This window comes from Rhodanobacter hydrolyticus (assembly GCF_044904645.1).
In genome coordinates, this window is record NZ_JADIKK010000008.1 from 3,659,920 (window position 1) to 3,674,535 (window position 14,616).

11 protein-coding genes are annotated in these 14,616 nt (G+C 65.4%); 5 read left to right on the forward strand and 6 right to left on the reverse strand.

Going from position 1 to position 14,616, the window contains the following annotated elements; translation table 11 throughout:
* The first annotated feature begins 132 nt into the window (after positions 1-132).
* A complete protein-coding gene (locus ISP25_RS19075; RefSeq protein WP_404616002.1) occupies positions 133-2,022 on the forward strand; it encodes a M61 family metallopeptidase in 1,890 nt (629 codons plus the stop codon).
* A gap of 906 nt (positions 2,023-2,928) precedes the next feature.
* On the opposite strand, the gene gltS is transcribed toward ISP25_RS19075, so the two are convergent.
* Both gltS and dgcN read right to left on the reverse strand, forming a co-directional pair.
* The gene (gene gltS / locus ISP25_RS19080; RefSeq protein ID WP_404616003.1) at positions 2,929-4,134 is read right to left on the reverse strand and encodes a sodium/glutamate symporter; all 1,206 of its coding nucleotides are present in this window, start codon (positions 4,132-4,134) and stop codon (positions 2,929-2,931) included.
* Positions 4,135-4,188: 54 nt separating this feature from the next.
* Positions 4,189-5,229: an N-acetyltransferase DgcN gene (gene dgcN / locus ISP25_RS19085; protein WP_404616004.1), complete on the reverse strand. Its 1,041-nt coding sequence runs from the start codon at positions 5,227-5,229 to the stop codon at positions 4,189-4,191.
* A 217-nt stretch (positions 5,230-5,446) separates the two neighbouring features.
* Here dgcN and ISP25_RS19090 point away from each other — a divergent pair, with 217 nt between their 5' ends.
* Positions 5,447-6,352: a LysR family transcriptional regulator gene (locus ISP25_RS19090; RefSeq protein ID WP_192156541.1), complete on the forward strand. Its 906-nt coding sequence runs from the start codon at positions 5,447-5,449 to the stop codon at positions 6,350-6,352.
* A 160-nt stretch (positions 6,353-6,512) separates the two neighbouring features.
* On the forward strand, positions 6,513-6,923 hold the full coding sequence (locus ISP25_RS19095; protein ID WP_404616005.1) for a hemerythrin domain-containing protein: 411 nt from the start codon (positions 6,513-6,515) through the stop codon (positions 6,921-6,923).
* Positions 6,924-7,092: 169 nt separating this feature from the next.
* Here ISP25_RS19095 and ISP25_RS19100 read toward each other — a convergent pair whose 3' ends face one another.
* The 4 genes from ISP25_RS19100 to ISP25_RS19115 form a co-directional block, all read right to left on the reverse strand.
* Positions 7,093-7,902, reverse strand: a complete 810-nt coding sequence (locus tag ISP25_RS19100; protein WP_404616006.1) for a hypothetical protein — start codon at positions 7,900-7,902, stop codon at positions 7,093-7,095.
* A 241-nt stretch (positions 7,903-8,143) separates the two neighbouring features.
* On the reverse strand, positions 8,144-9,421 hold the full coding sequence (gene kynU, locus ISP25_RS19105; protein ID WP_404616007.1) for a kynureninase: 1,278 nt from the start codon (positions 9,419-9,421) through the stop codon (positions 8,144-8,146).
* Between the two features lie 113 nt (positions 9,422-9,534).
* Positions 9,535-10,071, reverse strand: a complete 537-nt coding sequence (locus ISP25_RS19110) for a hypothetical protein (RefSeq protein WP_404616008.1) — start codon at positions 10,069-10,071, stop codon at positions 9,535-9,537.
* A gap of 9 nt (positions 10,072-10,080) precedes the next feature.
* A complete protein-coding gene (locus ISP25_RS19115; RefSeq protein ID WP_192156534.1) occupies positions 10,081-11,103 on the reverse strand; it encodes an amidohydrolase family protein in 1,023 nt (340 codons plus the stop codon).
* 147 nt (positions 11,104-11,250) lie between these two features.
* Between ISP25_RS19115 and ISP25_RS19120 the strand changes: the two genes are divergently transcribed.
* Both ISP25_RS19120 and ISP25_RS19125 read left to right on the forward strand, forming a co-directional pair.
* Entirely contained in the window at positions 11,251-14,043 is a 2,793-nt protein-coding gene (locus ISP25_RS19120) for a serine/threonine-protein kinase (protein ID WP_404616009.1), read from the forward strand.
* On the forward strand, positions 14,040-14,600 hold the full coding sequence (locus ISP25_RS19125; RefSeq protein WP_192156530.1) for an ECF-type sigma factor: 561 nt from the start codon (positions 14,040-14,042) through the stop codon (positions 14,598-14,600). The genes ISP25_RS19120 and ISP25_RS19125 overlap by 4 nt, the downstream gene beginning before the upstream one ends.
* Positions 14,601-14,616 lie beyond the last annotated feature (16 nt).

A 14,616-nucleotide genomic window follows, 5' to 3' on the forward strand; every position in this document is an offset into this window, starting at 1 on the left:
GCGAGAGCCGCCAATGAAAAGTCTTGGGACCGCCATAACTGCGGGTTATGCGTGTCGTTTGGCGCTTGAAAAATTTCTCGTCGTGCGCTTCATTCGCGATCTCTCGATCCAATCGAAGGCACGGGGAAACGCATGAAACGATGGCCATCACTGGTGGGCGCAGCTGCGCTCGCCGCATCCGCAGCCTGCGCGGCGCATGCCGACACGAACGCTCCTGCCAACGTCGTTGCATTGACGGTGACCCTGCCCAACCCGGCACAGAAAGTGTTTTACGTGCACGAGACGATGCCTGTCGCGCCGGGCAAGCTCACGCTGTACTACCCGAAGTACATTCCCGGGGACCATGCGCCCGACGGCCCCATTGGCGCGATGATGGGTCTGGAGATCAGCGCCGGTGGCAGGCGCATCGCGTGGCAGCGCGATCCCGTGGACATGTTCACTTTCCACCTGGATGTGCCGGCCGGAGTCGGCAGCATCGACATCCGTTTCCAGATCCCGGACACGGACCGGATCACGCCGAACCTGATGGATCTCACCTGGGATCACATGGCGCTGTACCGTGCAGGCGAGCCAACCAGGGATCAGCTGTTCCGGCCCACGCTGGAAATGCCGGCGACCTGGGGTTATGGCACGGCATTGGAGACCGACGCGCGCGATGGCGGACGCATCCGCTTCAAGCCCGTGCCGTTCAACACCCTGGTCGACTCGCCGGTGATCGCCGGCCAGTATTTCCGGCAGATCGACGTCACTCCGGCGGATTCCAGCGTGCATCGCTGGCTCGACCTGGTGGGCGACAGCGAGGCCGCGCTGCAGATCAAGCCCGAACAGCTTGAGGGTTACCGCAACCTGGTCGTGCAAGCGCAGAACCTGTTCCATTCGCACCACTACGCCAACTACCACTTCCTGCTGACGCTCAGCGACCACACTTCGGTCGGCGGCCTGGAGCACCACCAGTCCAGCGACGATCGCGCGCGCGGCGGTTCGCACATGTTCGCCGACCCCGAACACTTCATGCTCGACGGCTCGCTGCTGCCGCACGAATACACGCACTCGTGGAACGGGAAATTCATGCGTCCAGCAGGCCTGTGGCAACCCGATTTCGAGCAGCCCGAGATCGCCGACGGGCTATGGGTGTACGAAGGTCTCACCGTCTACCTGGGCGATGCGCTGACCGCGCGCAGCGGCCTGTGGTCTGCGCAGGACTGGCGCGATGCGCTGGCTTATCGCGCGGCGACGTTCGCGCATCGTCCGGGCCGCGAATGGCGGCCCTTGTCGGACACCACCCGGGCCGTGCAGCTCCTGTACGGCGGCGATCTTGGCTGGGTGAACTGGCGCCGTGGCACCGACTTCTACCGCGAAGGCCAACTGCTGTGGCTGGCCGTGGACACGAAGATCCGCGCGCTCAGCCACGACAAGCGCACCCTGGACGATTTCGCGCAACGCTTCTTCAGCAAGGACGACGGCAGCTACGTCACCCAGACCTACACCTCCGACGACGTCGTCGCCGCGTTGAACGCAGTGCAGCCCTGGGACTGGGCGAAATTCCTGCACGGCTGGATGGACGGCGTGGGCGACGAGGTGCCGCTGCTGTCCGGCATCGAGCAGAGCGGCTGGAAGCTGGTCTACACCGATACGCCTTCGCGCTACCAGAACGCCGTCGAGAACGTGGGCAAGAGCGAGTTCAGCGCGTCGGGTGTCGACGAGACGTTCTCGGTAGGCCTCTTCATCAACCACGACGGCAACATCATGGATGTGCTGTGGCAGGGGCCCGCCTTCAAGGCCGGACTCGCGCCGGAGATGAAACTGCAGGCGGTCGACGGGCATGCGTATACCTCGCGTGTCCTGCGTGACGCGATCGTGCGTGCGCAGAAGGACAAGCAGCCGATCCAGATCCTGGCGGAGATGGATGGGATCAGTCGGACGTATGCGGTGGATTACTTTGGTGGGCTGAGGTATCCGCATCTGGTGCGGGTGGCGGGGACGCCGGATTATTTGAGCGAAATACTGGCAGCGAAGCACTGAGGTAGCCGTATTTATTTCCCTTCTTCCACTTGCGTGCGGGAGAGGGCATTGCTCTTTAAAGTCGTGTGGTTTCCGCAAGTAACAAAGCGGTTTCGAGCCGCTGCCGCGGCCCGAGCTACTTCTCTTTTGCGTGCCCAAAAGAGAAGTAGCCAAGAGAAAAGGGCACCTCGATGCGGCGCTCTCCGGGCATCCTGCCCTGCGAGTGCGTGAGGCGTGGCCGGGCTTTTCGGCCGGGCTTCCTGCCCGGTCGAACAGGCGAGTCCATCCTTGGACTCGCCCGCTGCGCGGCCTGATCGTCCCCACCTCACCGCTGCATAGGGGCCCCGAAGAGCAGCGCGCTCCCAGCGCGCAGAAGCAACGGCCAGAGCAGAATCAAACCAAAGCAGAGCCAAGCTAAAGCGGGGCGAGGTACCAGCGTCTCTGCTCGTCATTCCGGCCTGCGCCGGAATGACGAGCAAGACATGCAGAGCGAAGCGGCCCAGGATCCAGCTCTCAGTTCCCAGATACGGCGAGGTGTGGCGGCTGTGCAGGACGTGTCGCCGTGAGTGGTTCCAACCTCCTCGACACAGCCTGCTCGTAGTTCCGGCGGATTGAACTAGGCCCTTTCTCTGGGTCACTTCTCTTGACTTCGGGCATCCTGCTCTTCGCCCTTCGGGCCGGCCCCGCCGTTCGCCATCGCTCCTGCGACGGCGTGGGCCAGCAAAGAGAAGGGACTCGGGCGCCGGCAGGCGACCGAAACCGCTTTGTCCCTTGCGAATTAGGGGGCAGTCGATTCCGTTATCGAAGCTCGAAGCTCGGAACTGGGGTTCTGAGCGTCGAACTTGGAGTTCAAAGCTCAGAGCCCGGCGCTCGGAGATCGAGACTCGAAGCTTCAAGCGCCAAGGCGCAAAGCCCAAGTCTCGCCCATCAATGCCACCCGTTGACGAACCCCGTAATGATGATCGCGTTGGTGAAATCGATCAGGAATGCCCCCACCACCGGCGCCACCAGAAACGCCCGCGGTGCCGGACCATAGCGCTCCGTCAGCGCGCTCATGCAAGCCACCGCGTTCGCCGTAGTACCCAGCATGAAGCCGGTGAAACCACTCGCCATCACGGCAGCGTCGTAGTCGCGTCCCATCAGCTGCAGCAGCGGCCAGCAGCAGAACGCCAGCACCAGGACCGATTGCACCGCCAGGTTCGCCAGCAGCGGCAGCGCCAGTCCGGCCAGGTCCCACAGGTGCAGGTTCATCAGCGCCACGACGAGGAACAGCGACAGCGCGGTGTTGCCGATCAGCTCCATGCCGCGCGTCGACAGGCCAAACCAGCCCAAGGCGTCGTCGATGTTGCGGATCACCGCCCCGACCAGCATGGCACCGATGTAGCTTGGCAGGGTCACGCCGAGCCGGTTCAGGCCGCCGCTGATCCACGCGCCGATGCCCATCGCCAGCAGCATGAACACCAGGGTCTTCAGTCCTGCGTAGGCCGGGTCGATGACGCGCTCGGGTTCGGCGGACGTGATCGTCGCAGGCGCGTCCGCGCTGATGTCGCCAACTGCAATGGCCGGGCGCAAGTTGAAGCGCTCGATCAGCATCGCCGCGATGGGCGAACCGAAAATGGAGCCGAGTACGATACCGGCCATTGCGTTGGCCAGCGCCACGCTTTGCGCACCGTGCACGCCCACCTTTTCGAACAGCGGCGCGAAAGCCATCCCGGTGGCGGGTCCGCCCGCCAGCGTGACCGAGCCGGTGATCACGCCGAACAGCGGCGGCAGGCCGAAGGCCTTGGCGATGGCGATGCCCAGGAAGTTCTGCGCGATCGCCAGCACGCTGGCCAGAGCGAGAAACAGCAGGATCTGGCGGCCGCCGATCTTGAGCAGGCTTGCGCTGGCGTTGAAGCCGATGCCGGTGAAGAACGCGATCATCAGCGGTTGCTGCCACGCCGTGTCGAAGCGCAAGGGCGTGACGTTCCAGTGCCTGCACGCGAGCATGAACAGCGCCACCAGCAGGCCGCCGATCACGGGTGCCGGAATGCTGAAGCGCATCAACAGCGGCACGCGCCGCCGGATCATGTAACCGGCCAGCAGGAACACGCCGCCGCAGGCCAGGGTCTGGATCGAATCGAGGGTCAGCACGCTGGGTTGTCCCGGGCGGCGATCAGGCCACGAAAGGGCCACTATGCCGGATGTTCAATCGGGGAAGCACGCGACGAGGTTGTCCACGATGGCTTCGACACCCATGGTGACCGGATCCTGGCAGGGCAGCCCGAACAGTGCGGCGACCCGTTCGCACGCAGCCTGCGCATCCTGTGCAGGCATCTTCGAGGTGTTCAAGGCGATGCCCACGGGCTGCACGGCGGGGTTGGTCAGCCGCGCGGCGGCAAGGTTGGCTTCCATGCAGGCCACCAGATCCGGGAGCGGGTAGTGCGACAGTCCGCGCATGTGCCGCCGCGTCGGCTCGTGGCAGAGCACGATGGCGTCGGGTTGCGAACCGTGCAGCAGACCCAGCGACACCCCGGCGAAGGACGGATGGAACAGCGAGCCCTGGCCTTCGATCAGATCCCAGCCGTTGTCGTCGCGCGCGGGCGAAATCGCTTCGGCGGCACCGGAGATGAAGTCCGCCACCACGGCATCCACCGGGATGCCTGCGCCGGCGATCAGGATGCCGGTCTGTCCGGTGGCGCGGAAATCCGCGGCATGGCCACGCGCGCGCATTGAGCGCTCCAGTGCCAGCGTGGTGTACATCTTGCCGACCGAGCAGTCCGTGCCCACTGTCAGCAGGCGCCGGCCCGCGCGCGGCTTGCCGTTGCCTACCGGGATGTTCGGGCCGGCTGCGCGTGCATCGAACAGCGCGCGGCCGTTCCGGTGCGCAGCGGCCACGATGTCGGCGTTGTCGCGCAGCTTGTGGTGCAGGCCGGAGACCACGTTGAGTCCGGCGTCCAGGGCGGCAACGGCATCGGCGACGATCTCGGGGCCCATCACGCCGCCCGCGTTCGCCGCGCCGATCACCATGGTGTCGGCGCCCATGGCTTTGGCCTGGACAAAGCCGAGCTCAGGCAGCTCCAGGGTCACTTTGCAATCAGGGCGCCGATGCTGCCCGAGGCAATGCTCCGACCGCCAGAACGCCAGGCCGCGCGCAGTCTTGATCGACAGATCGTCGACGGCGCTGCCCAGATACAACAGGTACGGCGGCCCCCAGCGGACTGCGGTTTCTGCACCTTGGTTCGACATGTGGGCACTCGCTCCAGAGTTTGTGGACTTCCGCCTCTCGCGGTGCGGCGAGCATAGTCAGCGGCCGATGTGCGTCGCCAATGAAAAGACGGGCAGATGGCATAACCGGCGGTTGTAGGTGTCGCGTAGTCTGCATGCAACCTGCATGCAGTTTGCCTGCAAAAACGTTATGTGTTGCACTCGAACGGAGCATGCCGGAAGCGGGACGGGGAGTGAGATGCGACTGCGCTACATCGAGTTGTTCCATGCCGTATTGAGCACCGGTAGTCTGACCGGCGCGGCGAACCTGCTGAACATCTCGCAGCCCGCCGCGAGCAAGGCTCTGCAGCAGGCCGAAAACCACCTGGGCTTTCCACTGTTCAGCCGGGTGCGCGGTCGCCTGCACCCCACCCAGCAGGCCTTGCTGATGCGTCATCACATCGACCGCATCATGCAGGAGATGTATGACCTGCAGCGCCTCTCGGCCAACATCACCCGGCCCGAGAGCCATCCGTTGCGGGTGACCTGCACGCCCACCCTGGCGCAGACCCTGGTGCCCGACGCGATCGCGCGGCTGGGCAAGGTCTACCCGGACACCAGCATCGAGCTGTATACCCAGCACTCGGCGGCGATGTGCGAGTCGCTGATGCTGCGCGAAAGCGACATCGGACTCACCCTGCAGGACATGAGCCATCACGGGCTGGTGCAGCAACCACTGTGCGACGGCAATATCATGGTGATCGCACCGCCGGGCTGGTGGCCGCAACGCGACCTTGCGAAGCCATTGCCGATCAGCGCGCTTGCCGGCCAGCCGATGATCGGCATCACGGTGCAGGACGCGATGGGTAACATGCTGCACGGCCACCTTGCCGAGGTCGAACCCGCCCCGCGTGCACACGTCTGGGTGCAGACCTACCAGCTGGCCTGCTCGCTGGTTGCGCGCGGTGGCGGCCTGGCGCTGGTGGACCCCTTCACCGCGCGATGCAGCAAGGAGCCCTTGCAGACACGCCCGCTGAAACTGGAACTCGACGTCACCCTGCGTGCCGTCTATCGGCCGGACAGCCCGTTGAACGGTGTGCAGACACGCTTCCTTGATTATGTGCGTGACTTTGCGCAAGGGTTGCTTGCAGCCGGCGCGGCGTAGGATCTTGCTCGAAATCTCTGGGCACGGGTGCCAAGGGGGCGATTGCGATGCCGAGCTCGCGCAGATGGTTTCGGGCAACCTTTTGGACCATCAAGGAAAGCGGCATGGCCGCCGATATCAATGGCGGTAAGCCTCATGTAGCCAACGGGGGAGACGCAGCGTGGATATTGAAAGGTTCAAGAAGGAGCACGTGGACTTGCTTTCGGCTGTGACACTTCTGCGTGAGCTGGTACAGCAGGGATGCAAGGAGCACGCCGAGGCGATACATCGGCAACTGTCGGCAATGAGTTCGGCGATCAAGCTGCACCTTGCTGCGGAAGACCGGATGCTCTACCCGGCCCTGATGAGGGCGGCCGATCCGGCGATTGCGCAAACCGGGCAGAGATTCCAGGAAGAGATGGGCGGATTGGCCACCACCTACATGGCGTTTGCCACACGCTGGGCATTGGCCAACAAGATTGCCGCGGACCCGCAAGGTTTCAGGGACGACGCCAACGAAGTGTTCAAGGCGCTGCACCAGCGCGTGCAGCGGGAGAACAGGGAACTGTATCCGTTGGCGGAGCGCTTGTAGGCACGCCCGAATCGAGCTGGTGGCCGTATTGCTTAGGATGGCCGCTTGGCGTGAGGTTGCGTGCGGCCTGCCGGGTGGGCAATTTCTTGAGCGATGTGCCGACGCGCCTCCTCTGTTGCGCGTACCCGTTGGTGCGCGGGTTTTGGCGAAGTGCTCGCGGCGGCGCGCGTCAGGGGACACGCTCCGTCGCGACTTGTGCGCGGCCAGACTGACCGGACTGATAAGAGCCGTAGTAGCGGGACATCAGATACAGCGTGCAGAAGGGGACCAGCAGGTATTTCGACGTGATGCAGAGTAGTTGGGAAACAAGCCCGTAGTTTCCGCTGACGCCGTCGCCGCCAAAGAACGAGAAGAACCAGAAGGCAGTCAATGTCACCAGGACGATGAAGTTGTTGCCGCAACCGCCGGTGATTTTTTGCTGGCAGAGCGGGAACGTCCTGCGGAAGAAGTGCTGGACGATGTAGAGCGAAGGCGCGGCGACGAACGGGAACAACGCCCACACGGACACATGCAGGCCTTCGGCAGCGAGCGCGATGTCGGCGTGCGTGGTGATCGCCCTAAGCGGGACGTAGCCCCATACGTTGCCGGCGCACATCAGGGAGAACCAGTAGGCGAACGCGATGCCGGGACGGTTTGTTCCGACGGCCGTTCGCCGGATCAGGCCGTAGACGATGAAGTACGCCAGCCCATTGCCGACAAAGGGACCGGCGAGGGCGATAAGCGCGGCATCGAGCCCGTGCCCACTGGCGAATATCGGCGGATAGTTGACGTTGTCGCCGACGTCGTCGAGGAAGAGGAAGTTGTAGAGCGTCGGGTGTCCGTAGTCGATCCCGAACGGCTTGCTCATCCAGCCGAGGCTCCATGCCGTCAGCGAATGGGAGTACTCGTGGGTAAGATAGGCGATGGCGTGGGTCACCAGCAGCAGGACGAATGAAACGACGCCGAAGCGGATGTTCTCGCCGGTGATCTTCCTTTCCATGGCTGCCCCCGAGTAATCCGCCTGCCTGGTTACGCTCCCAGAGCCTGTCCATGATCTACCCGTGGGCCACGGCAAGGCAATCCGCAGGGCCGCGTCTGATTGCGCGCATCCCTGCGTCATCACTCAGTCGTGGACGGACGGCCACCCCTTCGCTCTTCCTTAGGTCCGCGCGCAAACAGCTTGTGGCGCAGGCCATGAGGAGCTCGCGAACGGGCTCTCACGGCACGGACGCGATAGAGCATCAGCCAGCCTGCTGCCAGTCGCGCACCACTTCCGCGAACCTCAGGCAATCCGCGAAGCGGTTGTACAGCGGCGCGGGCGAGATGCGGATGACGTCGGGTTCGCGCCAATCGCCGATCACGCCGTGTTCCATCAGGTATTCGAACAGCGCGCGGCCACGCTCGCGACCGCCGCGCACCCGGATGGAAAGCTGTGAGCCTCGGCGCGCGGGATCGGCGGGCGTGAGCACTTCCAGCGCATCGGCGAGCTGCGTCTGCACCAGCCACTCCAGGTAGCCGGTGAGCTTGAGCGACTTCTCGCGCAGTCTCGCCATGCCGGCGCGATGGAAGATTTCCAGCGACACGCGCAGCGGAGCCAGCGCGAGGATCGGCGGGTTGGACAGCTGCCAGCCGTCGGCGCCGGGCGTGGGCACGAATTCGGGGCCCATGCGGAAGCGGGTGGTCTTGTCGTGGCCCCACCAGCCGGCGAAGCGTGGCAGCGCCGCATGCGCGTGGCGCTCGTGCACGAAGGCGCCGCCCACCGCGCCAGGGCCGCTGTTGAGGTACTTGTAGCTGCACCAGATCGCAAAGTCGGCGCCGCTGTCGTGCAATTGGATCGGTAGGTTGCCTACCGCGTGGGCGAGATCGAAGCCCACCACGCAACCGTGCCGGTGGCCGAGTTCGGTGATGGCCTTGAGGTCGAAGGCCTGGCCGGTGCGGTATTGCACGCCGGGCAGCATCACCAGGGCGATGCGCGAGCCGTGCTGAGCCAGCGCGCGTTCGATGGCAGCCATCGACAACGTGCCGTTCGACTCGTCGGCCTGCAGTTCGATCAGCGCTTCCGCCGGATCGAAGCCGTGGAAGCGGATCTGCGATTCCAGCGCATAGCGGTCGGTGGGAAAAGCACCCGCTTCCATCAGGATGGCGGCCCGCTCGGGAGTGGGGCGGTAGAAGCTCACCATCATCAGGTGCAGGTTCACGCCCAGCGTGTTCATCGCCACCACCTCGGAAGGTCTGGCTCCCACGACTTCGGCCAGGTGGTCGCGCACGAATTCGTGGTAGTCCATCCATGGCAGGCGGCCCTTGAAGTGGCCCTCCACGCCCAGTGCGGCCCAGTCATCCAGTTCTGCCGCGAGCGCGGTGCGTACAACACGCGGCTGCAAGCCCAGCGAATTGCCGCAAAAATAAGTGCTGTCGCCGCCTTCGTGCGGCGGTATCAGGAATTCGTCGCGGAACGCGCGCAGCGGATCGGCAGCATCGGCGGCTTGCGCCCAGGCGGCGCTGGCTTGGTAATCGGACATCGGGGTTCCCGCGTAACGTGTGTCTGTTGCCGTAACGCTTTCTGCACGCGATGGCTTTGCGCTTCGATCAAGGCATAAGGCAATCGTGTGTTGGGCGCGATCCTGCCGAGCGGTTATTTCAGCCGCGCGGCGATGGCATCGCAGCCGCGGTCAAAGGCAGCGATCCACGCGGCGCCCGCCTGGCTTTGCTGGGGGCGCACGCAGCGCAGCTGGATCGCATGGCCGTCCTTGAACCAGTAGCGCTCGCGGTAGCTGGAGGCAACGCCGGCTTCCTGTGCGGTGTAGCTGACGTTGAGCGGGTCGGTCGTGTTGACGGCCTTGTAGCTGGGCAGCATCGTTGCCTTGGCGGTGGCCTGGTTCTGGTAGGCCTGGAAGCCGTCGACGCCGGCTATCTGCGTCACGGTCACCGTGACGCGCGCCAGCACGGCCTGCCCGGTGGGCGAAGGGTCGGGCACTTCGAATGCGCGCACCTCCGGGTCGCCGTCGGTTTCGAGTATCTCCATCCAGCCATCCGGCGTGCTGAAGTTCACACTGCCGTTGGCCATGCTGACGTCGGCGGCCGGTGCCGGCGTGGAGGCAAGCAGGCCGATGGCGAGCACGACGGCGGCGATGGCGGTACGCGGAAAATCCATGCGGAGTCCTAAGGTCATGAACAGATTCTAGACAGTGGTATCGGGTGCGAAGCGGTGCATGGGCAGGCCCAGCCATTCCAGCGCAGTGCCATGGAACAGGCGGGCACGGTCGGCATCCCCCAGCCCCAGGGCCTCGATGCTTTCGCCTGGCTCCTGTTCACCCAACGGGAAAGGATAATCGGTGCCCAGCATCACCTGGCGGACGCCCGTCACATGCAGCAACCAGCGCAACGCCTGGTCGTCGTGCACGCAGGAGTCGTAGTAGAAACGTTTGAGGTATTCGCGCGGGTTGCGCGGATTGTCCGTGGCCACCAGGTCGGGTCGCATCTTGAAGCCATGCTCGATGCGGCCGATCGTCCACGGGAAGCTGCCGCCGCCGTGGGCCAGCATCACGCGCAGTTTCGGCAGCCGCTCCAGCACGCCGCCGAAGGCGAGGCAGCAAGCGGCACGCGCCTGCTCGGCAGGCATACCCACCAGCCACGGCAGCCAGTATTTGGGCATGCTGGCCATGCCCATCATGTCCCAGGGATGCACCAGCACCGCGGCGCCTAGGTCGGCGGCGGCCTCGAAAAACGGGAACAGCTCGGGCGCGTCGAGGTTCCAGTCGTTGCAGTGCGAGCCGATCTGCACGCCCTGCAGGCCGAGCTCGTCGATGCAGCGCTCCAGCTCGCGTACGGCGAGGTCGGGCGCCTGCAGCGGCACGGTGCCGATGCCGGCGTAGTGGCGCGGGTAGTCGCGGCACATGCCGGCCATGTGGTCGTTGAGGTGCCGGTGCAGCTCCAGTGCCTGGTACCCCGGGGCCCAGTACGAAAACAGCACCGGCACGGTGGAGATCACCTGCACGTCCACGCCGAAACGGGCGTAGTCGGCGATGCGCATATTCGCGTCGAAGGCCGAGTCCCACACTTCCCGAAAGAACTTGCCGTCCTTGTAGATGCGATGCCGGCCGTCGGTATGGGTCATCACCGGGAAGCGTTCGTCGCCGAACTTGGCGGCAAGGTTGGGCCAGTCCTTGGGCAGGATGTGCGCGTGAGTGTCGATCTTGAGCATCCACCAAGTTTAGGGCCTTGGGGCGTGGGCGTCGTGCGGCGGGTGCACATCGTTCCTGGCACATGCGCGGCGGTTTCGGGAAGGCCTATAATTTCAATTCTGTGAGGCGCATCACGGAAAATGCGCTGGGGGCCACAGGGGGAACCCGTGAACGAGGAATGCCGAACACGCTACCTCCGCGCGAAACCGATCGCATTGGCGGCGTTGGATCTGGTTGAAGCGGAGCGTGAGCAGTATGTCACCGCGAACTGCGGCGACGACGAGGTGCTGCGCAAAGAAGTGCGCTGGATGCTGGAGGCTGCCGAGGCGACGGTGGGTACCACGTTGCCGCGGTTGGCTGTGGCGTCCGCAGTCATCGGCTCCACGGTCAACACCGCTGCCAGCAGCAGCGGCTATCGCATCCTGCGCCAGTTGGGCGAAGGCGGCGGCGGCGTGGTGTATCTCGCCGAGCGTTCGCTCGGCGAGGGCACGCCGGACGAGCTGCGCCAGCAGGTGGCGATCAAGCTCCTGCACACCAAGGGTGTTCCTGGGCGCGAGCCGCTGAAGCGTTTCGCGGAGGAGCGTCGCATCCTCGCCACGCTCAACCATCCCAACATCGCACACCTGATCGATGGGGGCACCACCAGCGACGGCCGTTCGTTCCTGGCGCTGGAATACGTGCAGGGCGAGCGTATCGACCGCTGGTGCGAGCACCGGCAGTTGCCGTTGCGCGAGCGGGTGGCGCTGTTCCTCAAGGTATGCGCGGCGGTGCATTACGCGCACCAGCGTCTGGTGATCCACCGCGACCTCAAGCCGAGCAATATCCTGGTGACCGACGAAGGCGAGCCGAAGCTGCTGGATTTCGGCATCGCCAGGCTGCTCGACCACGTTGGCGGCGTGGCTGCCGTGCAGACCCGCACCGACATGCGCACCCTGACGCTGGCTTACGCCAGCCCCGAGCAATTGCGCGGCCGACCGCTGGGCACCAGTGCCGACGTCTGGTCCCTTGGCGTGGTGCTGTACCAGCTGGTTTGCGGCATGCGCCCGTTCGGCGACGCGGAGGAAATTTCTCCGGTGAGCCTGTCGCTGGCCATCGACACCGGCAAGCTGCTGCCGCCAAGCCGGCGCCTGCGCCAGTCCGGGAGTGCCACGCCGCTGCGGCGCGAGGTGTCGGCGGACCTCGACGCCATCGTGATGAAGGCGTTGCGGCGCGACCCATGCGATCGTTATGCCGGCGTGGATGCGCTGGCCGATGATCTGCAACGCTTCCTGGCGGCACGGCCGGTGCGCGCCCGGCACGGTGCGGCCTGGTATCGCGCACGGCTCTACCTGCGCCGCCATGCGGTGGGTGTCGGTGCGGCGATGCTGGTCCTGGCGTTGCTGGCCGGCTTCGCGGTGCAGCGCATGCAGCAGCTGCGACGGTTGGAGCTGGAACGCGACAAGACGGCGGCCATCGCCGGGTTCCTGCAAAACCTGTTCGAAAACGCCGACCCCACGCATGCGCACGGCAGCAACATCACGGTGCGCGAGGTGCTCGATCGCGGTGCGGCCACCCTGATGTCACGGCACGACATCGCGGCACCGGTGCGGGTCAGCCTGCTGCTGTCGATGGGGCGTTCCTACAACCAGCTGGGGCTGGGCGGTCAGGCGATTCCGTTGCTGGCGGAAGCGCGCAAGCTGCAGACTTTTTACGATGCCGCTCCACTGGAGCGGGGGCAGGTGCTGGCCGCCTTGGGCCGCGCCTATTCGACGGTGATGAATCTGAACACGGCGATTCCCCTGGATCGCGCCGCTATCAACCTGTTGGCACAGGCGCCCGGCGATCACGCCGACGAAATCCTGCGGGTGCGCATCAACTTGCTGTACAACGAGCTGGGCGGCCCAGGCGCCACGCCGGAGGCCATTGTGCGCGAGACGCGCCAGATTCTCGCCCAGCTTGATGCGGCTCCGTCGTCGGATCGCGAACTGCATTTGCAGGCGCAGGCCGTGCTGGCAATGGCGCAAGCCGCGATGGACGACGACGCCGGCTCGATCGCCAGTGCTCAGGCTGCGTTGGGGGAGGCCCGGCACCTCTATGCCAAGGACGATCCGGCGCTGGTCTACTACCGCTTCGTGCTGGCGCTGGTCTCGATGCGGCGCGACCCTGCCGGCGCGATGCAATTGTTCCGCCGCTCCATTGCCGACTACGACAGGCAGGTTGGTTCGGTCGGACCCAGCATGTCCGGCATGCTCACCTATTTCGGCATGGCGCTGATGCAGGCCGGTGACTTGCCGGATGCGTGCGACGCGTTGGAGCGTTCGGTGAAGCTGGCGCGGTCCTTCGCGCAGGTGTCGCCCGATTTCGAACTGTACACACTGACCGGGCTGGCGAAGGTTTACGTGGGGTTAGGACGCGCGGCCGATGCCACCGCCCTGCTGCAGCCGCAGTTGGAGCGGCTCGACCAGCGCGCGCTCACCGGCTTGCCGTGGGCGAGGGAAAATCGCGTCAATGCCTTGATCGCGCTGGGTCAGGCGGATCTGGCGCGCGACGACGCAGCGTCGGCCACCCGGGATTTCGGTGCGGCGATGGCGCAGATGGGCACGCAAGGGCCACGCGAGATGCCCGAAGCCTGGGCCGGCACGCTGGCGGGTCTTGGCGAAGCCGCCTTGCTCGACCGGCAAATGGACCGGGCGGGGCAATGGTTGGCGCAACTGCTGGCGTTCAACCGTGCGGGCAAGGCTGGGCCCAGCGGCCCGGGCGTGGTCGAGGCGACATTGCTGGACGCCAAGCTGCGGCAGGCGCGCAACGGCGCCGTGGCCGTGGCCGATCTCGCCGGGCGAGCACGCGGTACGACGTCAGGTAGCGACAATTGCCAGGCGACGGCAACCGGCCCGGTAGTCGATTCGTCACCGCCGACGTGTCACGATTCGGCGGCTGGCGGCGCCGCAAAGGTGCTCCGCGAAACGGGAGCGAAGCATTGAACGATACGGTCGAGGTGACCCGACTGCTGCATGACGCACAGGCCGGTGACCCGGCAGCGCTGAACGAGGCGCTGCGCCAGATGTACGACGCCCTGCGCGGCATAGCGCGCGCGCAATTGAGTGGCGAGCAGATGGAGCGCACCTTGAGCGCCACGGCTCTGGTCAACGAGGCTTACCTCAAGGTCTTCGGTGGTTCGCAGCCGCCGGATTGGGCGAGCCGCCGGCACCTGCTGGGCGTGGCGGCACGCGCGATGCGCGAAGTGCTGGTGGACTCGGCGCGCCGACGCAACGCCGCCAAGCGGCCGCAGGAAGCGGACCGACTGCAGCTCACCGAAATCTCCATGGAATTGTCCGACGGCGTGGACTACGGCGCCCTGGTCGAATGCCTGGACATGCTGGCCACGCTGGATCGCCGCCAGGCGGACATTGTGGCGATGCGGTTCTTCATGGGCATGAGCGTGGAGCAGATCGCCATGGCGATGGAGATATCCAGCAGCACCGTGCAACGCGAATGGCGGTTGGCGCGTGCCTGGTTACAGCGCGAATTGGGCGGATAAGTCGCGACCATAGCGC